Annotated in this window: 25 protein-coding genes; 15 read left to right on the top strand and 10 right to left on the bottom strand. The window is 38.3% G+C overall.

Annotation, left to right across the window (positions count from 1 at the left end):
- The first annotated feature begins 50 nt into the window (after window positions 1-50).
- The 5 genes from efp to CHB58_RS00505 all read left to right on the top strand — a co-directional run bounded on the left by efp (window position 51) and on the right by CHB58_RS00505 (window position 3,580).
- On the top strand, window positions 51-620 hold the full coding sequence (gene efp / locus CHB58_RS00525) for an elongation factor P (RefSeq protein ID WP_089322142.1): 570 nt from the start codon (window positions 51-53) through the stop codon (window positions 618-620).
- Between the two features lie 13 nt (window positions 621-633).
- Window positions 634-1,086, top strand: a complete 453-nt coding sequence (gene accB, locus CHB58_RS00520) for an acetyl-CoA carboxylase biotin carboxyl carrier protein (protein WP_089322141.1) — start codon at window positions 634-636, stop codon at window positions 1,084-1,086.
- Between the two features lie 15 nt (window positions 1,087-1,101).
- Complete coding sequence (gene accC / locus CHB58_RS00515; protein WP_089322140.1) at window positions 1,102-2,454, top strand: acetyl-CoA carboxylase biotin carboxylase subunit; 1,353 nt, start codon at window positions 1,102-1,104, stop codon at window positions 2,452-2,454.
- A 120-nt stretch (window positions 2,455-2,574) separates the two neighbouring features.
- Window positions 2,575-3,081 carry an RNA chaperone Hfq gene (locus tag CHB58_RS00510; protein WP_089322139.1) on the top strand — a complete coding sequence of 169 codons (507 nt, stop codon included), beginning with the start codon at window positions 2,575-2,577 and terminating at the stop codon, window positions 3,079-3,081.
- A 7-nt stretch (window positions 3,082-3,088) separates the two neighbouring features.
- On the top strand, window positions 3,089-3,580 hold the full coding sequence (locus tag CHB58_RS00505; RefSeq protein ID WP_089322138.1) for an RNA chaperone Hfq: 492 nt from the start codon (window positions 3,089-3,091) through the stop codon (window positions 3,578-3,580).
- Here the strand turns inward: CHB58_RS00505 and CHB58_RS00500 are convergent.
- The 6 genes from CHB58_RS00500 to CHB58_RS00475 are packed head-to-tail and all read right to left on the bottom strand — an operon-like array spanning window position 3,577 to window position 9,190.
- Window positions 3,577-4,629, bottom strand: coding sequence for an ABC transporter permease (locus CHB58_RS00500; protein WP_089322137.1), 1,053 nt, complete (start codon window positions 4,627-4,629; stop codon window positions 3,577-3,579). The two genes, CHB58_RS00505 and CHB58_RS00500, sit on opposite strands and share 4 nt — an antisense overlap.
- Window positions 4,626-5,609 carry an ABC transporter permease gene (locus CHB58_RS00495; RefSeq protein WP_089322136.1) on the bottom strand — a complete coding sequence of 328 codons (984 nt, stop codon included), beginning with the start codon at window positions 5,607-5,609 and terminating at the stop codon, window positions 4,626-4,628. The genes CHB58_RS00500 and CHB58_RS00495 overlap by 4 nt, the downstream gene beginning before the upstream one ends.
- A gap of 23 nt (window positions 5,610-5,632) precedes the next feature.
- The gene (locus CHB58_RS00490; protein ID WP_089322135.1) at window positions 5,633-6,307 is read right to left on the bottom strand and encodes a RibD family protein; all 675 of its coding nucleotides are present in this window, start codon (window positions 6,305-6,307) and stop codon (window positions 5,633-5,635) included.
- Between the two features lie 3 nt (window positions 6,308-6,310).
- Window positions 6,311-6,934 (bottom strand): CDP-alcohol phosphatidyltransferase family protein, encoded by a 624-nt coding sequence (locus CHB58_RS00485; protein WP_089322134.1) that lies wholly within the window; start codon window positions 6,932-6,934, stop codon window positions 6,311-6,313.
- Window positions 6,935-6,947: 13 nt separating this feature from the next.
- Window positions 6,948-8,282, bottom strand: a complete 1,335-nt coding sequence (locus tag CHB58_RS00480) for a UDP-glucose dehydrogenase family protein (protein ID WP_089322133.1) — start codon at window positions 8,280-8,282, stop codon at window positions 6,948-6,950.
- A complete protein-coding gene (locus CHB58_RS00475; protein ID WP_089322132.1) occupies window positions 8,267-9,190 on the bottom strand; it encodes a Ppx/GppA phosphatase family protein in 924 nt (307 codons plus the stop codon). The genes CHB58_RS00480 and CHB58_RS00475 overlap by 16 nt, the downstream gene beginning before the upstream one ends.
- Window positions 9,191-9,264: 74 nt before the next feature.
- Here CHB58_RS00475 and CHB58_RS00470 point away from each other — a divergent pair, with 74 nt between their 5' ends.
- Both CHB58_RS00470 and metG read left to right on the top strand, forming a co-directional pair.
- Window positions 9,265-9,861 carry a riboflavin synthase gene (locus CHB58_RS00470; RefSeq protein WP_089322131.1) on the top strand — a complete coding sequence of 199 codons (597 nt, stop codon included), beginning with the start codon at window positions 9,265-9,267 and terminating at the stop codon, window positions 9,859-9,861.
- Between the two features lie 45 nt (window positions 9,862-9,906).
- On the top strand, window positions 9,907-11,472 hold the full coding sequence (metG, locus tag CHB58_RS00465; RefSeq protein ID WP_089322130.1) for a methionine--tRNA ligase: 1,566 nt from the start codon (window positions 9,907-9,909) through the stop codon (window positions 11,470-11,472).
- Window positions 11,473-11,474: 2 nt separating this feature from the next.
- On the opposite strand, the gene CHB58_RS00460 is transcribed toward metG, so the two are convergent.
- Complete coding sequence (locus tag CHB58_RS00460) at window positions 11,475-12,359, bottom strand: KaiC domain-containing protein (RefSeq protein ID WP_089322129.1); 885 nt, start codon at window positions 12,357-12,359, stop codon at window positions 11,475-11,477.
- Between the two features lie 12 nt (window positions 12,360-12,371).
- The gene (locus CHB58_RS00455) at window positions 12,372-13,151 is read right to left on the bottom strand and encodes a class I SAM-dependent methyltransferase (protein ID WP_089322128.1); all 780 of its coding nucleotides are present in this window, start codon (window positions 13,149-13,151) and stop codon (window positions 12,372-12,374) included.
- Between the two features lie 21 nt (window positions 13,152-13,172).
- On the opposite strand from CHB58_RS00455, the gene CHB58_RS00450 reads away from it, so the two are divergent.
- From CHB58_RS00450 to CHB58_RS00430, 4 genes are all read left to right on the top strand, one after another.
- On the top strand, window positions 13,173-13,874 hold the full coding sequence (locus CHB58_RS00450; RefSeq protein ID WP_089322127.1) for a biotin--[acetyl-CoA-carboxylase] ligase: 702 nt from the start codon (window positions 13,173-13,175) through the stop codon (window positions 13,872-13,874).
- Between the two features lie 141 nt (window positions 13,875-14,015).
- Window positions 14,016-14,939, top strand: coding sequence for a UDP-3-O-acyl-N-acetylglucosamine deacetylase (gene lpxC, locus CHB58_RS00445; protein ID WP_089322126.1), 924 nt, complete (start codon window positions 14,016-14,018; stop codon window positions 14,937-14,939).
- A 254-nt stretch (window positions 14,940-15,193) separates the two neighbouring features.
- Window positions 15,194-15,760 (top strand): Fe-S-containing hydro-lyase, encoded by a 567-nt coding sequence (locus tag CHB58_RS00435; protein ID WP_089322124.1) that lies wholly within the window; start codon window positions 15,194-15,196, stop codon window positions 15,758-15,760.
- An 87-nt stretch (window positions 15,761-15,847) separates the two neighbouring features.
- The gene (locus tag CHB58_RS00430; RefSeq protein ID WP_089322123.1) at window positions 15,848-17,800 is read left to right on the top strand and encodes an aconitate hydratase; all 1,953 of its coding nucleotides are present in this window, start codon (window positions 15,848-15,850) and stop codon (window positions 17,798-17,800) included.
- Between the two features lie 111 nt (window positions 17,801-17,911).
- On the opposite strand, the gene nusG is transcribed toward CHB58_RS00430, so the two are convergent.
- Both nusG and rfbD read right to left on the bottom strand, forming a co-directional pair.
- Window positions 17,912-18,412 (bottom strand): transcription termination/antitermination protein NusG, encoded by a 501-nt coding sequence (nusG, locus tag CHB58_RS00425; RefSeq protein WP_089322122.1) that lies wholly within the window; start codon window positions 18,410-18,412, stop codon window positions 17,912-17,914.
- A 204-nt stretch (window positions 18,413-18,616) separates the two neighbouring features.
- On the bottom strand, window positions 18,617-19,486 hold the full coding sequence (gene rfbD / locus CHB58_RS00420) for a dTDP-4-dehydrorhamnose reductase (protein WP_089322121.1): 870 nt from the start codon (window positions 19,484-19,486) through the stop codon (window positions 18,617-18,619).
- 326 nt (window positions 19,487-19,812) lie between these two features.
- Between rfbD and CHB58_RS09185 the strand changes: the two genes are divergently transcribed.
- The 4 genes from CHB58_RS09185 (at window position 19,813) to groL (ending at window position 22,886) form a co-directional block, all read left to right on the top strand.
- A complete protein-coding gene (locus CHB58_RS09185) occupies window positions 19,813-20,160 on the top strand; it encodes a prepilin-type N-terminal cleavage/methylation domain-containing protein (RefSeq protein ID WP_180706382.1) in 348 nt (115 codons plus the stop codon).
- Between the two features lie 106 nt (window positions 20,161-20,266).
- On the top strand, window positions 20,267-20,623 hold the full coding sequence (locus tag CHB58_RS00410; protein WP_089322120.1) for a type IV pilin protein: 357 nt from the start codon (window positions 20,267-20,269) through the stop codon (window positions 20,621-20,623).
- A 305-nt stretch (window positions 20,624-20,928) separates the two neighbouring features.
- A complete protein-coding gene (groES, locus tag CHB58_RS00405; protein WP_089322119.1) occupies window positions 20,929-21,216 on the top strand; it encodes a co-chaperone GroES in 288 nt (95 codons plus the stop codon).
- 26 nt (window positions 21,217-21,242) lie between these two features.
- Window positions 21,243-22,886 carry a chaperonin GroEL gene (gene groL / locus CHB58_RS00400; protein WP_089322118.1) on the top strand — a complete coding sequence of 548 codons (1,644 nt, stop codon included), beginning with the start codon at window positions 21,243-21,245 and terminating at the stop codon, window positions 22,884-22,886.
- Window positions 22,887-22,894: the final 8 nt, after the last annotated feature.

The following is a 22,894-nucleotide window of genomic DNA, read 5'->3' as shown; positions in this document are numbered from 1 at the left end:
CAATTTGTGTATAATATTTTGAAATATTCGCGAGTATAGAGGAGGTTTTAATGGCTTCAATAGATGTTAACCAAATATCAAAAGGAATGAAACTTGAAATCAATGGCGAGCCTTACGAGATAGTAGATTACCAGCATGTTAAACCGGGAAAAGGACAGGCTTTTGCAAGAATAAAGCTTAAAAATCTTAAAACCGGAAATGTGGTTGAAAAAACTTACAAAGTTGGTGAAAAACTTGAACTTGCAGACTTTGAAGAGAGAGAGATGGAGTATCTTTACAACGATGGCACATTCTTCTACTTTATGGATACAAAAACATACGAACAGATAGGTGTGCCGTCAGAAAACGTAGGGGATAAAGCAAATTTCCTGAAAGAGAACGACTCTGTTCAGGTTCAGTTTTACAAAGGAGAGCCTATCTCCATAAAACTTCCAAAAACAGTTGTTCTTAAAGTTATAGAAACAGAACCGGGCTTTAAAGGTGATACAGTAAACAACGTTTTAAAGCCTGCAACCGTTGAAACAGGAGCCGTTGTTCAGGTTCCAACATTTATAAACGTAGGTGAATATATAAAAGTGGATACAGAAACAGGAAAGTATTTGGAACGGGTGAACAAGTAAACTGGAGGCTACTGTGATAGAAAAAATTGAAAAACTTTTAAAATCCCTTGAAAATAGTAGTATTGAAGAGATAGAAATAGAAGTTGAAGGGATGAAGCTGAAAGCTAAATACACAAGGCAAAAGCCCTCTTCTCAACCCGTGATTATAGAGAAAATCCCAGAACCTGCCTACCATTCTGTTAAGCAGGAACATCCAAAAGAAGAAAGCATTGCAGAACCTGAGAATATCCATGTAGTAAAATCACCGATTGTTGGAACGTTCTACAGAGCTCCATCTCCCGGAGCTGAACCTTTTGTTAAAGAAGGTGATTTTGTAGAGAAAGGGCAAACCCTTTGCATAATAGAAGCTTTAAAAGTGATGAATGAGATTGAATCTGACGTTTCAGGAAGAGTTGTAAAAATACTTGTAGAAGATGGACAGCCTGTAGAATTTGACCAGCCGCTGTTTCATATAGAAAAAGTATAAAATCTGGAGTTTTGCATGTTTAAAAAGATATTAATCGCCAACAGAGGTGAAATAGCTGTAAGAATAATAAGAACCTGTAAAGAGCTTGGAATAAAAACCGTTGCCATCTATTCAACTGCTGATAAAGATTCTCTACCGGTCTTTCTTGCTGATGAAGCTATCTGCATAGGTGGAGAGAAACCTGCATCAAGTTATTTAAACATTCCGGCTATAATCTCTGCAGCCGAAATATCGGGAGCGGACGCCATTCATCCGGGATACGGCTTTCTATCAGAAAACCCCGGATTTGCAGAAGTATGCAGAGCATGTGGAATAGAATTTATAGGTCCATCTTCAGAGACAATGGTTGTTATGGGAGATAAAGCTCAGGCAAGAAGCATAGCTAAAAAGGCAGGAATACCTATAGTCCCGGGTAGTGATGTAGTTAAAAATGCTGAAGAAGCTCTTCAAATCGCGAAAGAGATAGGATTCCCCGTCCTTGTAAAAGCTGCCCACGGTGGTGGTGGAAGAGGAATGAGAATTATAGAATCTGAAGAAGGTGCAAAAGAGCTTATAGAAACTGCAATGGCAGAAGCAGAAGCAGCTTTTGGAAATGGAGAAGTATACGTTGAAAAACTTATTCTAAAACCAAGGCACATAGAAATTCAGGTGATAGCTGACAAACATGGAAATGTGATAATTTTTGGAGAGAGAGAATGTTCTCTCCAGAGAAGACATCAGAAAGTTCTTGAAGAAGCTCCATCTCCGTTTGTGGATGAAAATCTCCGTCAAAAACTCTACGAAGCAGCAAGAAAGCTTGCACAGTATATAAAATATGAAGGAGCCGGAACAGTTGAGTTCCTGGTTGATGAAGATAAAAATTTTTATTTTATTGAAATGAACACAAGAATTCAGGTAGAACACCCTGTTACCGAAATGATAACAGGAAAAGACCTTATAGCACTTCAGATAAAGACTGCCGAAGGAGAAAAACTTGAAATGGCAGACCCTGAACTTAAAGGCCACGCCATTGAGTTTAGAATAAATGTTGAAGATTATAAAAAGAATTTCAGACCAACTCCCGGCAAAGTGGAAAAACTGCTTCTACCTGGAGGCTTCGGAACAAGAGTTGACACCCATATCTACGAAGGATACACAATTCCGCCTTACTACGACTCTCTTATAGCAAAGCTTATAGTTCACGGGGAAAACAGAAACGATGCCATAAAACGTGGAAAAAGAGCACTCTCGGAATTTTTCATAGAAGGAAACATAAAAACAACCATTCCGTTTCATCTTAAACTTATAGAAGATGAAAATTTCTTAAAAGGAGACCTTGACACCAAAGTTTTAGAAGATAAAATTTTAGAAAGAATACTTTCAAACTAAAAATATTAAATTTTGATTAATCTTTTTGAAGGGCTGTCTGTTGAAATATTTTTTATTTTCTGCAAAAGTATCTAAAAGATTCGTAGAACAAAAAGTAATTAACAAAATTCAGGAGGTCTAATGTCCACAATTCCAAAGCATGAGAAAATAAAAACATGGCTGAAAGAGTATCTTAAAGAGTTTGGTGAATACTCAGGAACAGTAGAAGAGTTAGCACAGTTAACAAACACAAGTGCCTATCTTGTAAGAAAAGCCATATCAGAGCTTGAAGAAGAAGGTTTACTTAAAGCAGAGTCAAAGAGAGGAAAGGGGCTTCACATCACAATGGCCAAAGAAGAAACTGCAAAAGAGATAAAAGACAGTGAAGAAACTTCTATCTCCACTCAAGAAGAGCAAAAAGAAGCACCACAGGAAGAAGCTAAAATAGAAAAGAAAAAAAGAAAAACTTCTCTTCAGGATGAAGTGCTCTCCTCTCTTCTTGGCAAAGAGATAACTGTATTCTTGATAAGCGGAACAAGGCTTGAAGGGAAGCTACTTGATTTTGACAACTTTACTCTCTCCATGACAGCTCCCAAAGGGAAATCCCTTGTCTATAAACACGCAATAGCCACAATAATATATGAATAGGTGAAAAATGAAGAGATACAAAACACTTGAGGAACTTCAACTTGAGCTTATAGATTTTCTTGAAGAACACGGAGAGTTTAGAGGAACCATTCATGAATTCATGAAAACCCTTGATGTCAAACAGGAAGTAATAATCCCTCTTCTAAACAGCCTTAAAGCTTCCGGCGATATTAATTATGAAGTTAACGGTGAAGAGATAATAATAAGACCTGCATCTTTTGCAACAGTGCCTCCTGTATTAACCCCCCAGCAGGAGGAAGAAATAAACAAAAAACTTGCAGAAGGTTACAAAATAGTTGCATCTTCACTTCTTGGCGGTGTGCAAAGCAGAACACTGAGAAATCTTATAAACAAAAGGATCTTAATCTTTTTCAGAAACGGCTCAAAAATAGAAGGGAGATTAAAGGGATTTGATAGATTTGTTTTAAGGGTAAACTCCTACATGGGAAAAATGCTTGTTTATAAGCATTCAATAACTACTATTCTTTATAAATCTTAAAGCTTAACATCAAAATAATCTCTTAAAGCATCACCTAAAAGGTTGAAAGCAATTATAACAAGGAATATAGCTATACCTGGAGCAAGAAGCCACGGAAAAGAGGTAAGCTTTGTAACGTTTTGAACCTCTGACAGCATATTACCCCATGATGGATAAGGCTCCTGAACACCAAGCCCGATTAAACTTAAAGCTGACTCTCCCAGAATATAACCTGGAATAGAGAGCGTAGCTGCTACAATAATGTAGGATAAAGTATTTGGGATAATGTGTTTTCTGATAATGTAAAAACTGCTACCGCCTAAAACCTTAGCAGCTTTTACAAAATCGCTCTCCCTTATGGAAAGAGCCATTCCCCTTACAACCCTCGCAAGGCCTGTCCATCCTATAAGGGAAAGTATCGCCACAATTATAAAAAACACAGCAATACTTGGAATATCAACAGGAAACATTGAACGAAGGGCAAGAAGAAGGTAAAAGGAAGGAAAAACCATGAGCAGTTCAACCAGACGCATAATCACCGTATCGGTAATCCCTCCAAAATATCCGGAAATTGCTCCAACTATCAGACCTATGGAAAATGAAATTGCAACACCAACAAGCCCTATAGTAAGAGATATACGGGTTCCGTAAATAATTCGCGAAAATATATCCCTTCCAAGTCTATCTGTCCCAAAGAGAAAGACTTTTCCGTTACCTTCCACTCCAAAAAGATGAATATCCGTTTTTATAAAGCCAAAAAGATAGTGCGGTTCTCCTTTTACAAAAAACTTTAAAGGATATTTTTCCTCCCACACAGTAGTGTAGGTTTTAAAAACAGGGTCAACCAATTTATGTCCATAAACAAAAGGTCTTAAATGAAAATTTCCTTTTTCATCAAAAAAGTGGACAGGTGTTGGCGGATGGTAGGGAGTATGACGAAACTGAATATCGTAAGGGTAAGGTGCAATAAAATCGGCAAATATAGCGATAAAATAAAGTAAGCATAAAAAAACAAAAGCAACAGCTCCCGGCTTATGCTTTCTGTAAAGCTTCTTTACAAACTCTCTCACAACCTTCCCTCTATCTCTTTTTCCCTTATTCTCGGATCATTAAGGGCAAGAAGAATATCAGCCATAAGGTTACCGATTATAAGCATTATCCCGCCTATATAAAGAGCACCCATTACAACAAAAAAGTCCTGAGCCATAACAGCATCAAACATAAGCCGCCCCATTCCCGGCCAGGCAGTTATAATCTCAATAAGAGCAGCTCCTGATAGCAGTCCGGCTATATCAAACCCTATAAGAGTTATAAAAGGATTTAAAGCATTTCTTAAAACATGTTTAAATAAAATCACTCTTACGGGCAACCCTTTGGCAACAGCAAGCTTAACATACTCCTTTTCAAGCTCTTCAATTACAGTTCCCCTGATGAGCCTGACAAGTCCCGATATCCCGCCAACAACCATAGCAGTTAACGGAATAAACATGTGCTTTAACCTGTCAACTATTTTTCCCAGAACAGAAAGAGATTCATAATTTTGAGATACTACTCCGCCTATAGGAAACCATCCTGTCTTTGCTGCAAGAAACATCAAAATAAAAGCAAGAAAGAATGACGGAATTGAAAGTCCTATAAGAGAGAAAGATGTAATAATTCTATCCACAAACCTGTTTCTATAGTAAGCTGCAACTATTCCCAGAGGCACAGCCACAAGCCATGAAACGATAAAAGCTGTGACAGTAAGAGAAAGAGTGTTCCCCACCCTTTCACCTATCAGTGAAAGAACAGGTCTGTGATAGGAAAAAGAGTAACCAAGATTAAAGTGGAGAGCATTCCACAACCACAAAAAGTACTGTTTTATCAGAGGCTCGTTTAAGCCATAGCTTTTCTCAAGAGCTTTTATAGTTTCTTCGGAAATTGAAGGATTCATCCTGAGAGATGTTAGAAAATCTCCCGGAGCAAGTTTTATTATTAAAAACGATACAAAAGTCATACCAAGTATAAGGGGAATAAAATGAAGAAACCTCTTTACGATATACTTAAACATTTCTCCCTATTTAAAAGGGGAGATTAACTCCCCGAATTTTTCCTTACATACTCTGTAATAACCTGATTTCCACACTTAAAAACAGCCTTAATATCATACCTTTTAACAAGCTCAAGCTTTTTAAAACCCTCACCTGAAACAAGAGAAGGAACATTATCACCGCCAACCACAACAGGAAGATGGATAAGCCTTATCTCATCAACAAGGTCATTTTTAATCATCTCCCAGTTTACCTTTGAGCCACCTTCAACCATAAGCTTTTTAATGCCCATTTCATAAAGCTTTTCTAAAAGCTCAACAAAATCAACTTTATTTTCACCAGCAACAATTACATCAGCTCCCTTCTCTTTCATAGCTTTAATCTTATCTTCAGAACATTTTTTGCTTACAGCAATAATTGTAGGAGCTTTTGCAACATCAAAAATGTTTGCATCAAGAGGGAGATCTCCTGTTGAAGCAGGTATGATTCTTATCGGACTTTCACCTTCCACATACCTTACGGTAAGGCTGGGATTGTCAATTCTCACTGTCGTAGCTCCAACCATTATCCCATCACACTCGGCTCTTACCTGGTGAAGGTATTTATTGGCTTCATCATCCATAAGCTTCATTATCTCTTTACTTGAAACCCCCTCATCAAGAGTAAGCTTCCCATCTATAGTTACTTCAGAAACTATCATCACGTAAGGTCTATTCATAATCTACTCCTCATACTCTCTGCCGTAATTTTTGTAAAGATAGAATATCCTCTGCATAAGAGAAAGAAAACTCATAACACCTATGAACTCAATTGCATATCTTAAAATCTGATTGTTAAACGGATAGATTAGAGAAGCTGCAAAAAGGGTAACAAAAGTTTCAGGTCTTCCAAAAAATCCCGTGTTTTCAAGAGGATCTTTTATTTTTCCTGTTTCCCTTATCTCATAACCTATCTCTGAATAAACAACAGGCTTAATAAATGTATGAAGCATAGAAACAACGACCACAAAAAGTGCTATCCAGTCACCAGCATACCTTAAAGCAACACTACCCAGAACAAATCCATCAACCCACTTATCAGCAATCCAGTCAAATACAGCTCCAAATTTCGTAGCTTTTCTGTTATTTACAGCAACATAACCATCACACAAATCAAGAACGCCTGAAGTAAAAAGCAAAAAAGCACCTATAACAGGATGCCCTTTGTAATACATAAATGCTGCAATTGTCCCGACCACAAGGGCGGAAAAAGTAATAACGTTAGGATGAATATTTGCCTTTGCAAATACAGAACCGAAAGGAGAGTAAAGTTTTTTCAAAGTATCCCTTTTGCTCGTTATATTCATAAATCACTCCAAATTAAGGTTTCCCAATGCCTTCATAAGCTTTTGCATACTGCCTAACTATAGAAGGCTCCCAGAGATTCCTTCCATCAATTATAACTTTATTCCTGAACCTATCAAAATCAACATCTTTAAACTCTGACCACTCCGTCACAAGGATTAATGCATCGCTTCCTTCAAGGGTATCATATTTATCATCACAGAAAATAAGCTTTTCAGGATACTTTTCTATCTCACCTTTAAACACCTTTTTAGCATTCTCCATAGCAACAGGATCATAAGCCTTTACCGTTGCTCCTTTTTCAAGAAGCTTTCTAACAATTGATATTGAAGGAGCTTCTCTCATATCATCAGTATCAGGTTTAAATGCAAGCCCCCATAAAGCTACAGTTTTTCCATTGAGAGCATCAAAATATTTTTCAAGTTTCTCTACAGGCTTTACTTTCTGTTTCTCATTCACATCAAGCGTTGCTGTTAAAAGTTCAGGTTCAACATTATACTGCTTCGCAGTGTAAACAAGTGCCTTTACATCTTTAGGGAAACAGCTTCCGCCGAAACCACACCCTGCATTTAAAAAGTGAGGACTTATTCTGTGGTCAAGTCCCATCCCCCTTGCAACAACGGAAACATCTGCTCCCGCTCTCTCACAAATGTTGGCAATCTCATTTATAAACGAGATTTTTGTGGCAAGGAAGGAGTTTGAAGCGTATTTAATCATTTCAGCCGTCGGAAGGTCTGTTATTATCATTGCAGGTTGAAGTTTCTCATAAAGGGAAGCAACCATTCCCGCATAATCTCTGTTATCAGCTCCCACAACAACTCTATCGGGATTCATAAAGTCTTCAACAGCTTTACCTTCCCTTAAAAACTCAGGATTTGAAACAACTTCAAACATCTTTTCAGGCTCTTTAAATCCTTTCTCTCTTAAAAGAGAAGAGATAAACTCTTTTGCCCATCTTCCTGTACCGACAGGAACGGTTGATTTATTAACTATGATTTTAAAATCTCCCTCTTCCATCTCTTCAACTATACTTCTATAAGCACTCTCAACGTATGAAAGGTCAGCAGAACCGTCATCTCTTGAAGGTGTTCCCACAGCGATAAAGATAAAATCGGAGTTTTTTACAGCATACCCGTAATCTGTTGTAAACTCTATGTTTTTGTTGTCTATTGCCTGCCTTAAAATCTTATCAAGTCCAGGTTCATATATGGGCACCTCCCCTTTTTTCAGCCTTTCTATCTTTTCAGGGTCAATATCAAGTCCTATAACCTTATGCCCTAAATACGCAAAGCACGCTCCAGATACAAGTCCAACGTAACCTGTCCCTACAACAGCTATCCTTTTTGACATCTTCTGGCCTCCTTTAAAGCTAATCCGTATAGTAATCCAAGTTCACTTACTGTAATCTTATCAACATCAAATACTTCACAGAACACTTTAAAAAATGCAAGTCCCGGCACAATCACATCCGCCCTTCCGGCCTCAAGACCAACTATATTTTTTCTCTCTTCAGTTTTCATAGAGACAACCTTTTTATACCACTTTTTTATTAAACTGTAAGTTACTGTATAACCGTGAACCTTATCAGTATCGTAAACAGTCATCCTCTCTTCCATAGCAACAACAGAAGTTATAGTCCCACCTACGCCGTAAACAACAAAAGGCTCTTTAATCCCGGCCCTTTTCTTAAAATTTTCAAGATTATTTTTTATAAATCCCTCCAGATTAGTAAATTCTTCTTCTGTCGGCGGGTCTGAATGGATGAAATTCTCAAGAAGAACAACAACACCAAATTTCAAGCTTTCATAGTAAAGTAATCTTTCCCCTTCTCCGTAAGCTATTTCCGTGCTGCCTCCACCAAGGTCAACAGTCATCGCACTTACAGAAGGTTTAAAGTGGAAAACATTGGCAATATAAACAAGCTCTGCTTCTTCCCTGTCAGAAAGAATTTTTAACTCTATACCGAGCTCTTTAACCCTATTCAAAAACTCATCAGCATTTTTTGCCAATCTTGCAGCCTCTGTTGTTACCGCAATCACCTTTTCAGCTTCATACCTTTCAATTATCTTCTTAAACTCTTCCAGAACCTTTATCGTTCTTTCTATACTCTCTTTTAAAAGATACCCGTTTTTCTTCACCCCCTGACCAAGTCGCGTTACTTTACCTGTTTTAAACAGAGGTTTTACCTGCCCGTTTTCAACATCGGCAATAAGCATACGGGTTGAATTGGTTCCTATATCTATTGTTGCTATTCTCAACTTTGTCCCCTTAAACGTTATAATTTCAAAGTCAGTTTGTAATTTTACCATGTAGAACTTTAAGGAGTTTTTAAATGTTTACAGGAATTGTTGAGGAAACTGGAAAAATTAAGCAGATTTTAAGGCAGGGAAAAAACTCAAGCCTGACAGTTAAATGTAAAAAAGTGATAGAAGAAACCAAAAAGGGAGACAGTATAGCCGTTAACGGAATATGTCTTACAGTAACAGAAATAGAAAGAGACTCCTTAAGTTTTGATGTTTCTTTTGAAACAATAGAAAAGAGCGGTTTCAGATACTTGAGAGCAGGAGATATTGTTAACCTTGAAAGAGCATTAAAGCTGTCTGACAGATTGGGCGGACATATTCTTCAGGGACATGTTGATACAATTACAAAAATAACATCAATCAAAAGAGTAGGTGATAGTTTCCTTTTCTCCTTTAAAACACCTTCAAAATTTGGTCACTTAATAGTTGAAAAAGGCTCTATCGGCATTGATGGAATAAGCTTAACCATAGCTTCAATAAGTGAAAGTAGCTTTTCCGTTGCTGTTATTCCAACAACATTTGAAGAAACAAACCTTAAATTCAAAAAACCGGGAGACGTTGTAAATATTGAATTTGACATAATAGGCAAGTATGTGGAAAAAATGTTAAAACAGATGCCGAAATAGTAAAATACCCTCACAGAAAAAACATTAAACTTGCAGGAGACATACATGAAAGAGAAATTTTACGTAACAACACCTATATACTACGTTAACGATGTTCCCCATTTAGGGCACGCTTACACAACAACAGCCGCAGACATAATCGCCAGGTTTGAAAGATTTATGGGAAAAGATGTTTTCTTTTTAACAGGAACAGACGAGCACGGACTTAAAATTCAGAAAGCCGCAGAAAAGAAAGGAATGTCTCCAAAAGAGTTTGTTGACTCTCTCGTCCCACGGTTTAAAGAACTCTGGGAAAAACTAAACATATCTTACGACAGATTTATAAGAACAACAGATCCAGATCACATCAAAGCAGTCCAACACATCTTTATGAAATGCTACGAGAACGGAGATATCTATCTTGGAGAGTATGAAGGATGGTACTGCGTCCCCTGTGAAACCTACTACACAGAGAAAGACCTTCTTGAAGGTAAACTGTGTCCAATGTGTAAAAGGCCTGTAGAAAAGGTCAAAGAGGAATCTTACTTCTTCCGCCTTTCAAAATATGAAGATAAACTTTTAAAACTGTATGAAGAAAATCCTGAATTTATAAAACCGGATTTCAGGAAAAATGAAGTTGTAAACTTTGTAAAACAGGGGTTAAAAGATCTATCCATAAGCAGAACAAGCTTTACATGGGGAATCCCTGTGCCGTTAAACGAAAACCATGTAATCTACGTATGGTTTGACGCACTGACAAACTATCTTACAGCTATCGGTTATCCCGATGATACGGAAAAAGTTAGCCGCTACTGGCCTGCAGACCTTCACCTTGTGGGAAAGGATATTCTCCGTTTCCATGCCATCTACTGGCCTGCCTTCTTAATGTCAGCAGGACTTGATGTTCCAAAGGAAGTCTTTGCTCACGGATGGTGGACTGTTGAAGGTGAAAAGATGAGTAAATCAAAAGGAAATGTTATCAACCCTTACGAGCTTGTTGAAAAGTTCGGAATTGATCAGGTAAGATTTTTCATGTTCAGAGAAGTTACATTCGGACTTGACGGTGATTTCTCCCACTCAAAGCTTGTGGCACGGATAAACGGAGAGCTTGCAAACGACCTTGGAAACCTGTTTAATAGAACTCTTTCCATGGTGAAAAAATACAGAAACAGCACCGTTCCAGAACCGTCCGGAAATATAACAGAGATCGATAGAGAACTTGAAGAAAAGGCTGTTAAAACCTTTGAAAAGATAGAAAAATTAATTCCAAAAGGTGAACTTACAAAAGCCCTTGAAGAGATATGGCAGTTTATTAACTTTGTTAACCTTTACATTGACAGAACCGCTCCGTGGAGCCTTAACAAAGAAGATAAAGAAGAGCTAAACAGGGTTCTTTACAACATGGTTGAAGCCTTAAGATTCATAACCGCATTTGTCTCCCCATTTATGCCTGCTGCCGGTAAGAAGATGAAAGAGATGCTAAACCTTGATGAAGAAGAGTTTAAAGTAGAAAGTTTCAAAAAGTGGGGTGGTCTAAAAGCGGGAAAAACTTTAAACAAACCGGAAATTCTATTCCCCCGTATAGAGTATGTTGACGGGGAAGTTAAAATAGCAAAAACAAAGAAGGGGTAAAATCACCCCTTCCTTTTTAACACTTCAACAAGCGGCGGCCCTATCTCAACAAGTCCAAGCTCGGTTATATTCATAAGATGAACTTTTGTATCGTGCCCGCACATTCTACATCCATCAATCCTGAACAGTCTAACAATATCACCAAAATCAACCTTGTAGCTTCTTGCCCTTGATTCTGAAAGTATCACCTCTTTAGAAAGAACCATCGTTGAATCAACAATATGACCTACAGCATAACCACCGGCAGCTTCTGCAGAAAGCCCTTCATGACCGCTCCTTTTCTGAGAAACAAATATAGCAGTCTGATACCACTTTTTCATAAAGTTAAAAAAGGCTCTTACTATTGACCTTGCCAGCATCTCTTTAGCCTCAAAAAGTCCCGTAATAGAATCGATAACCGTTCTATGAGCTTTATAGGTTCTATAAACGTAAGCAAGTGTATCAAGCATAGTAGGAACATCGTCCCTTAAACGGGAGTTGCTTGCCGCATCTATCAAAATGATATTGTTCTCTATCTTTTCAAACTCTATTCCCATAGCCGTGGCTCTCTCTCTTAAAGAAGCTGCCACAAAAGAGGCAGGACTTTCAACAGTTATAAAACAAACTTTCTGTCCAAGGGAAGCCTGCTTTACCGTAAACTGTTCGGCAATTAAACTCTTTCCAGTATCTGGCATCCCGGTTAAATTGATAACCGCATATTCAGGAATTCCACCAAGTGGTTTCCTTACAGGTTTTCCGTTTTCCCACTCAACTTTAAAAAACAGCTCATCAAGTCCCTTAACACCTGTAGGAACACCTCTTAGCCGGGGAGCTTTCTCCATCGCATCTTTTAATAAGTAAACATTCTCTTTCATAACCTGAGGTTCTCTCTCTCTAAAATCCCCCATAGTCCACCCCCTTTAAACATCTTTATAGAGATACTCAACATTTGTAGCACTTTTCTGAAGTGTATAGCTTTCAAGAAAAGGGAACATCTCCTTTACTCCCTTATTTACCTTTATAACCACCCGCTTCCTGGCAACCCTTTCAGCTTCTTTTAAGGTTTCTGGAGCAATAAAATCCTTTACTGCCACCTCTCTAAACGGCTGCATAACATCACATTTCCATTTAGGTTTTATAAACATCGGGGAAAAATAAACAATATCAAAAGCGTTATCCGGAAGACTTTTCAGAAATTCACTGTTATCTCCCACATTAACCTCTATCCTTCTAAAAGCATCCTCCGCAACCTTCAACTTCCCTTTAGGTTTAAAGCTTTTTAATCCCCTTGAAACTATCTCTGCAATTACAGGATTCTTTTCAACTCCAACAACCTTTTCCCCTGTTACAAAGGCACAGATAACAGCATCCTGAGCAAGACCCAGATTACAGTCAAGAACCCTATCTCCCTTCTTAAGGTTCATCGCTTCAACCATCGCTTCTTTACCTGTTTGTATGTAGTTCAAAAGTCTTATCTTCACAAGACCGGGATGAAAAAACAGCTTACTGCCTGTAAGAGTGTGTAAAATCAATCCATCACGGGAAACAACAAGAACATTTTTTTTGTATCTCTTTTTTATAGATTCTATAGTGCTGTGCCTTCTATACACATACTCTGCATTAAACTTTTTTGCAAGCTGTCTTGCATCTTCTATAATATCCTTTGCAGGTGATTTTTCGGTAGTAACAACAACTTCCAAAATAAACCTCCCGGAGAAATAATGAACATAAAGATTATAAACCTTGAAACTGTAGATTCCACCAACGAATTTCTGAAAAGGGAAAACTTTTCTCCAGTTACCGTTGTAACTGCAAAAAACCAGACAAATGGAAAAGGAAGAAGAGGAAAAAAGTGGATATCCCCCAAAAATAGAGGGCTTTATATATCGTTTCTCTTCAGAAAACCTGACAATTTTGAAAACCTACAGTTACTCAGTCTGTCAACTGCGGTAGGCGTTGCAAAGGTCTTAAACAGATTAAGAAGTGGCTTCACTATAAAATGGCCAAACGACATCCTTATAAACGGCAGGAAAATCTGCGGTATCCTGCCAGAAGCAACAAGAGATAAGATAATCATCGGTATAGGAATAAATCTTTACCACACAGCAGAAGAGCTTGCAGGAGCTGATATACCTGCAACATCCCTTTCAATTGAAAAAATTAAGGCTGACAGAAAAGTTATAACAGAAATGGTTACAGATAACGTAATAAGCTATTATCAAAAAACTGTTTCAGGAGAGTTTAATATTGCAGAGTTTGAAAACCTATCCTTGATACAGAAAGGAGATGAAATCACGATTAAAACGGAAAAAGAAAAGTTCACAGCAAAAGTCCTCGGATTTGACAGAGAAGGTTTTTTGATAGCTGAAAAAGATGGAGAAATCAAAAGGTTATTTGCAGGAGAGGTGAGTGTCAGATTTTAATTGCAAAATTGCAAAAAACCCCTTAACAGTTGTTAAACTGCAAAATTTAAACTGTTGATTTCAAATACTTTTTTCTTCCTAACCTCTGGCATATATTTTGCTTTACTTATCCTGAAATACCATATACTTATGGAGTTTAGAATGCAGATTTATCAACAGACAGTAGCAAGAGAGATAACGTTTAGCGGAATCGGACTTCACACAGGAGAAAAAGTAAACGTAAGAATAACTCCTGCACCGCCAGATACAGGAATAGTTTTTATAAGAAACGATATAGAATCCCTTCCTGAAATAAAAGTTTCTCCAGAAAACACCACAAACCTTTTCTATGCAACCAATCTTGAAAAGGACGGTATTTACATAAAAACTGTGGAGCACCTCCTGGCCGCTCTTTCAGCATTTGGCATCGATAACCTTTACATTTTTATAGATAACGAAGAAGTGCCTATACTTGACGGCAGTGCAGCACCCTACATCTATCTTTTTGAAAGTGCAGGAATAAAGAAACAAAACAGAAAAAGAAAGTATCTGAAACTGAAAGAAATCGTAGAGGTAAAAGAGGAAGATAAATACCTTACTGCCATCCCATCAAACTATCTTTCAGTAAAAAATACAATCTCCTTTAACCACACATACAGGAAAGTTCAATATCAAACAATTAGTTATACTCACTCTCTAAATAACTTTGTAAAACTTTTAGCAAAGGCAAGAACATTCTGTTTTGTTGAAGAGGTAGAATGGCTAAAATCAAAAGGACTGGCAAAGGGCGGCAGTCTTGATAATGCTATCGTGATAGACAAATACAACATCTTAAATCCTACAGGTCTTAGAATGGAAAACGAGTTTGTAGCTCACAAAACTCTTGACCTTATAGGCGACCTTTACGTGCTCGGATTTCCCCTTCTTGCTGAGATTGAAGGATATAAAACAGGACATGCCCTTAACGCAAAGCTTGTAAAAGAGATATACGCAAGAAAATGTTACGAACTTGTAGAGCTTGATGACAAATCCGGCACAAAAGAGCAGGAAAAAATACCAGGAACTTTTCAAATAGAAAATCTATAGTGGAGGATTTTTCCTCCTTCCTTCACCTTTTTCTCCATTGAGGCCGTTTGAAAAATGGCTATGAACTTTAAGAGATCCTTCGGGCTTTGCCCTCAGGATGACTTTTTTCGTCATTCTGAGGCTGCTTTGCAGCCGAAGAATCTCAATACCTTTTAGAAACAAATGAGAATTTTCAAACACTTTCTTTCTCCATTTTTCCTCTTCAAAATTAATTGATAAAATGACTTCTCAAACTTAACATTTCAGGAGGAACAATGGAACCTATAAAAATCCAAGCGCCTATAACAGACGAAAAAATAATAGAAAATCTTAAAGCCGGTGATTTTGTCCTTATTTCTGGAACAATCTACACAGCAAGAGATGCCGCTCACAAAAGAATTGTTGAAGCAGTTGAAAGAGGAGAAAAACCTCCTATAGAAATAGAAGGACAGATTATCTATTACGCAGGTCCTGCACCTGCAAAGCCGGGAATGCCCATAGGCTCAGTTGGCCCCACCACAAGCTACAGAATGGACCCCTACGCTCCAAAGCTTCTTGAAATAGGGCTTAAAGGGATGATAGGTAAAGGTAAAAGAAATCAGGAAGTAAAGGATGCAATAAAAAAATTTAAAGGAATCTATTTTGGAGCAATAGGAGGAGCAGCTGCATATCTGGCAAGATGTATAAAATCGGCCGAAATTGTTGCCTACGAAGATTTAGGCCCTGAAGCGATAAGAAGACTTGTTGTTGAAGACTTTCCTGCTTTTGTGGTAAACGATATTTACGGCAACGACCTTTATGAGATGGGAAGAAAACAGTATCAGGAGCTTTTTGAATTTTAATCTTTAAAATGTTGATTTTTTTACAATTTTTTTACATAATTTTAACAACAAATTAAACTGCAAAATACCAAAATAAGGAGAGGCACGATGGGATTAAACATCGTACAGAAAATAATCAAAACTCACCTTGTAGAAGGTGAAATGGTGGCCGGCAAACCGATAGCCATCAAGATTGACCAGACACTTACACAGGATGCTACAGGAACCATGGCATACCTTCACTTTGAATCCATGGGGCTTCCTAAAGTTCAAACAGAGCTTTCAGTTTCCTACGTTGACCACAACACTATTCAGGCTGGCGGACCTGAAAATGCAAACGACCATCTGTTTCTTCAAACTGTAGCTGCAAAATACGGCGTTTACTTCTCAAAAGCAGGAAACGGTATATGCCATCAGATCCACCTTGAAAGATTTGCAATTCCGGGAAAAACTCTCCTTGGTTCTGACTCCCACACTCCAACAGCAGGCGGTATAGGTTCACTTGCAATAGGTGCCGGAGGAATGGACATCGCTCTTGCAATGGCAGGAGAACCTTTCTACCTTAACATGCCAAAAGTCGTAAGAGTAAACCTCTACGGAAAATTAAGACCATTCGTTTCAGCAAAAGATGTTATTCTTGAGCTTTTAAGAAGACTTTCTGTTAAAGGCGGTGTTGGAAAAGTATTTGAATATGGCGGTGAAGGTGTTAAATACCTCACAGTACCTGAAAGAGCAACCATAACAAACATGGGAGCAGAGCTTGGAGCAACTTCTTCTATTTTCCCAAGTGACGAGCAAACATACATCTTTATGAAAGCACAGGGAAGAGAAGCCCAGTGGAGAAGGCTTGAAGCAGACCCTGACGCTGAGTATGACGAAGTTATAGACATTGACCTTTCTGAACTTGAACCTTTAATCGCATGTCCCCACATGCCTGACGAAGTTAAGAAGGTAAAAGAACTTGAAGGAATGAAAGTTCACCAGGTTGCAATCGGTTCATGTACAAACTCATCATACAGAGACCTTATGATGGTTGCAAAAATGTTTGAGCAGGCTAAAAAAACTGTTCACCCAATGGTATCTGCAGCCATCTCACCCGGCTCAAAGCAGGTTCTCAGAATGATAGATAAGGAAGGAATGTATGATGTTCTTTTAAGGGCAGGATTCAGATTCCTTGAGTGTGCATGCGGACCGTGTATAGGAATGGGCTTTTCACCACCATCTGGAGGAGTTTCTGTTAGAACATTTAACAGAAACTTCCTCGGCCGTTCAGGAACAAAGGATGCTCAGGTTTACCTTGCATCTCCCGAAACAGCAGCAGCCATCGCAATGACAGGAGAGATGAAGGATCCGAGAGACCTCGGACTTGAAGAGATAAAAATCTTCCTTCCTGAAAAATTTGAAATTGATGATTCAATGATTTTTGCTCCTGCCGCAGACCCTGATGAAGTTGAAGTATGGAAAGGACCAACAATAAACTACATAGGTTATAAAGAGCCGCTTGGAGATAAACTTGAAGGAGAAGTTCTCCTTAAAGTAGGTGACAACATAACAACAGACCACATTATCCCGGGCGGGGCAAAAATTCTTCCGCTTCGTTCAAACATTCCTGCCATTTCTGAATACGTTTACAGTGTTGTTGATGAAAACTTTGCAAAACGTGCAAAGGAGAAAGGCGGCGGATTTATCGTGGGTGGTGAAAACTACGGACAGGGCTCTTCAAGGGAACACGCAGCTATCGGTCCGATGTATCTTGGTATTAAAGCTGTAATTGCAAAATCCTACGCAAGAATACACAGGGCAAACCTTATAAACTTCGGTATTCTTCCGCTCATATTTGTAAATCCTGAAGATTATGACAAGATAGACCAGGGAGACATTCTTGAAATAGACACATCAAACTTCGCCCCAGGTGAAGACAACATAATAACAGTTATAAACAGAACAAAAGGAATTTCAATTCCTACAAAACACGGCCTCAACGAAAGACAGGTTAAAATCATTAAGGCCGGTGGTGTTCTCAAATATGTTAAGGATAAGTTTGAAGGAAAAATTCAATAAAGTTGCCTAAAAAACAAAAAGGGGGGGCTTAAAGCCCCTTTTCTATTTAACACCTATTATTAGGCTACGCCCGAAGAATCTAAAAATTTTCTACAATTTCACTCTTAATTTTCAACTTATCTTTTCAACAAAAGAAACAGGAAGCTCAACTTTTGAAGAAAGGGAAGCACTTTTTAAAAGTAACACAACCCTTTCATCTCCCCTTTTAACAGAAAGTATCTGTCCTATCAATCCTCTAAAAGGACCCTCTTTTATCCTGACAAGCTCCCCTTCAGAAACAGCAGGCTTTCCAAACTCTATCACATCACCAACTTTCTCTTTTAAAACCTCTATAAAACCATCATCCACAAAAGGAATATTTTTTCCAAATCTAACAATATCCCTTACACCTCTTGCAAACCTTACATTGTTAAAATTTTCAGCTATAGAAAATTTTGCAAACATATATCCTGGAAATAAAGGCTCCTCTTTTAAAAGCTTCCCTTTCTTTATCTTTGCAACAGGATAGAAATACTCAACACCGATTCTATCAAGCTGGGCAAAAACAACTTTCTCCTTCCTCGGTTTTAAAGCAACTATGTACCACTTCTTCTCGTACAAAATATCTTCCATAAAACTTCTCCTCTTCCCGTTTTCGAAATTTCAGAGACTTTAAATATAACCTTGAAAGTGGAAGTTTATCAAAATTTCTCTGAATCTGTTTTAAAACTCCTCTAAATTATTTCAAAAATACTGAGATTCTCCGGCTGTAAAGCAACATCAGAACAATAAAAAAGTCATTCTGAGCGTTAGCGAAGAATCTCTCAAAGCTTACAATCATCCTTTTAAACATCCTAAAAATTCTCTTAAAGACTCCTCCCAGTAAGGGATGGATACAGAAAGCTCTTTTGAGATTTTCTTATTACTCATCGGGGAAAATAGAGGTCTTTTTGCAGGAAGAGAAAAAACAGATGAAGGGACAGGCCTTATAAATTTATCCACACCAAGTATTTCAAAAACAGCCCTTGCCCACTCAAACCTTGATGTAAAACCTGAATTTGTCAGGTGGTAAAGGCCTGAAAGTCCCTGTTCAATAGCTTTCAGAGTAACATCCACTATAACACCGGTGTATGTGGGAACAGAAAACTCATCACAGGCAACCTTAAGATAACTGTCCCTTTCAGCCCACGATAAAAGCTTATGGATAAAATTCTGCTTCCCCTCTCCGTAAACCCAGCTTACCCTTAAAATAAGATAGTTATCAAGAACAGCTTTTACTCTCTCCTCTCCAAGAAGTTTACTCTTTCCATACTCATTCAAAGGTGATGGAGTATCTTTTTCAGTGTAAAGACCATCTTCCTTTTTACCGTCAAAAACATAATCACTGCTGTAATGGACAAAGAAAGCCCCCACTTCCTTTGCAGCAACAGCAAGATTCTCAACCCCTATAACATTCACCTTATACGCCATTTCATACTCTGTCTCCGCCCTGTCAACCTGATTGTAAGCAGCACAATTTATTATCACATCAGGTTTTATATCCCTTATAACACTTAAAACCTTCTCACCGGATGAAATATCAAGCTCACTTTTATCAAACGCTTTATAGGGAACTTCAGCCCTGTTTAAAGCTTTGATAAACTCCCTACCAAGCTGCCCTTTGCCACCTGTTATAACTATCACATTCCCCCCTTTATGACAGAAAATCTCCTTTAAAATTTTATCAGGTTAATTTTAACCAAAAAAGAAACTGAAACACCTAATAGACTTTTCGGGCTTCACCCTCAGAATGACTCTCTTTGTCATTCTGAGCGCCAGCGAAGAATCTCAGTATATCTCAAAGTATTACTATAAAAAGGTGACAAGATTTGTCATGAAAAGTGGCCAAAACCAGGAAAGGTGACAATTTTCGTCATAAAAACCTCCCCTATCTCCTCATTTTCCGTTCTTCTGGCTGTGGCATAAAAAATGCTTATATTAGATATTGGATGCTGATAAAGTCAGCAAAAAACTTTAAATACAGGAGGTGTAATATGAGAAAGGCGTTTACACTGGTAGAACTGCTGATTGTTGTGGCAATCATCGCAATCCTTGCAGCTGTGGCTATACCTCAGTTTACAAAGTATAAGAAAAATGCTATAGCATCAGCAGTAGCCGGGCAAATTTCCACATGTATGAGTGAATTGGCAGCAGCATACGCAGAAAATAATGATGTAACATGGAATTGCACAATTGGTGAAAACACAACTGTAACATTGAGTTTAGATCCAGATACTGGTAACATTTCATTTAATGGCAACGATCAAACTTCTGTAACATACAAAAATACAAGTGTTACGTGTACAATTACCAACAACGTGGTTAGCTGTACTACAAATTAAAACTCATTTATAAATTTATGACAGCCAATTTACGCAAAAAGGGGGATAAATATCCCCCACTTTTTTGATAAAACCCTAAATCTAACTACAGTTACACAGGTGAAAAATGGAAGACCGTGGTTTTACCCTTATTGAATTACTTATAGCAGTGGCTATAATCTTCATCCTCGCCGCAGTTTCTATTTCTTATTACACAAAGTATAAGAGAAACGCTGAAGTGGCAAATCTCCAAAAAATGTTAACAACCTGTGCAAGGCAGCTTTGCGGAGACTATTGCAATAATTCAGCATCAAACCAGACTATCTGCCAGTTTGAAGGCTACAACGGTTCCTGCAAGGTTATCATAGATTCTGAAGGTATTGTCAGGTTTGAAAACGGAGAGTGTATTTATCAAAAAGACAGCTTAGATATAAAATGCACTTTAAACCCTGCAAGCGGAAAAATAGACTGCTGGGCTTTATAATCCAATCCAAAATGCCATTTTTTAATTAAATTCCTTACAACAATCATCTTTCTTTAAATAAGATTCCACATATACCTTCTTAGACTTCAAAAATATGAGATTCTTCGCTGACGCTCAAAATGACAGAAAAAAAGGCAGTCATTCTTTGGGCTACGCCCAAAAAATCTCCCATATCCTGTCGCCATCTTTTCAAACATCTTACTATCTCCCCTTGACACTTAACACCATCTATCTAAATTTTATAGTGAACAAATTAGCACTCACCAAAGATGAGTGCTAAAAACCAGAGAAAGGAGGGTAGAGAGATGAAGTTAAAGCCTCTATACGATAGGGTGGTTGTAAAGAAAGTTGAGATGGAACAGAAGACTGCAGGAGGAATCATCCTTCCAGACACAGCTAAGGAAGAATCCCAGATGGGAGAAGTTGTAGCTGTTGGAGAAGGCAGACTTCTTGAAAACGGTGAGATCAGACCTCTTAAAGTGAAAGAGGGAGATAAAGTGCTTTACAGCAAGTATGCAGGTAATGAAGTTGAGCTTGACGGTGAAAAACTTCTCATTATCAGAGAAGAAGACATTTTAGCTATCGTTGAATAACAAAAACCAAGGAGGAGGTGAGAGCCATGGCAGGAAAAGATATTAGATTTGCCGATGAAGCAAGACAGAAAGTTAAGATAGGTGTAGATAAACTTGCAAACGCTGTAAAAGCTACAATGGGACCAGGTGGAAGAAACGTTGTAATTGAGAGAAAATTCGGTTCTCCTCTTGTAACAAAAGATGGTGTTACAGTTGCTAAGGAGATAGAGCTTACAGATCCTGTTGAGAACATCGGAGCTCAACTTGTAAAAGAGGTAGCTCAAAAAACTGCTGACAAGGCAGGTGACGGAACAACAACAGCTACAGTTTTAGCGCAAGCTATCTTTAACGACGGTCTTAAATTTGTAACTGCTGGAGACAACGCAATTGAACTTAAAAGAGGTGTTGACACGGCTGTAGAAAAAGTTGTGGAAGAACTTAAGAACATCTCCAAGCCTGTTGAAACAAAAGAGCAGATTGCTCAGGTTGCTACAATTTCAGCAAACTATGATAAAGAGATCGGTGAACTTATCGCCGAAGCTATGGACAAAGTTGGAAAAGAAGGTGTAATAACAGTAGAAGAAGCTAAAGGTCTCAAAACAGAGCTTAAAGTTGTTGAAGGTATGCAGTTTGATAGAGGATACCTCTCTCCATACTTTGTAACAGACCCTGACAAGATGGAAGCTGTCCTTGAAAACCCATACATTCTTATCTACGGCAAGAAAATTTCAAACATAAGAGAACTCTTACCTGTACTTGAAGCTGTTGCAAGAGAGGGAAGACCACTCCTTATCATCGCTGAAGATGTAGAAGGTGAAGCACTTGCAACACTCGTTGTTAACAAACTCCGTGGTACCTTAAACGTATGTGCTGTTAAAGCTCCTGGCTTTGGTGAAAGAAGAAAAGCTATGCTTCAGGATATCGCTATCCTTACAGGTGGACAGGCTATCCTTGAAGACCTTGGAATTAAACTTGAAAATGTAACTCTTGATATGTTAGGTCAGGCTGACAAGGTTGTTGTTGACAAAGAACACACAACAATCATCGGCGGAAAAGGTAAAGAGGAAGAAATTGAAGCAAGAATCAAGCAGATAAAAGCTGAACTTGAAAAAGCTACATCTGAATACGATAAAGAGAAGCTTCAGGAAAGACTTGCAAAACTTGCAGGCGGCGTAGCAATTATCAAAGTTGGTGCTGCAACTGAAGCTGAACTTAAAGAGAAGAAGGCAAGAGTTGAAGACGCACTCCACGCAACAAGAGCTGCTGTTGAAGAAGGAATTGTTCCAGGTGGTGGAGTGGCACTTCTTGCAGCTGCAAGGAAACTTGATGAAGTTATCAAAGAACTTGACGAAGCAGGTGAAATTGACAAGAAACACGGAGTAGAGATTGTTAAGAAAGCTGTGGAAGCTCCACTAAGACAGATTGCTGAAAACGCCGGATACGCAGGACAGGTTGTTGTTGAAAAAGTTAAAGAGCTTATAGCTGAAAAAGGTGTAAACTACGGATTTAACGCAAGAAAAGGTGAATATGAAGACCTTGTAGCAGCTGGTGTGATTGACCCAACTAAAGTTGAAAGGGTTGCTCTACAGAACGCTGCTTCTGTGGCGGGACTTCTCCTTACAACAGAAGCTACAATCACAGAGATACCTGAGAAAGAAGAGAAAAATATGCCTCCAATGCCTGAATATTAATAGAAAAA

Source organism: Desulfurobacterium atlanticum (assembly GCF_900188395.1).
GTDB lineage: Bacteria > Aquificota > Aquificia > Desulfurobacteriales > Desulfurobacteriaceae > Desulfurobacterium_A > Desulfurobacterium_A atlanticum.
This window is presented reverse-complemented; position numbering and strand designations above follow the sequence as displayed.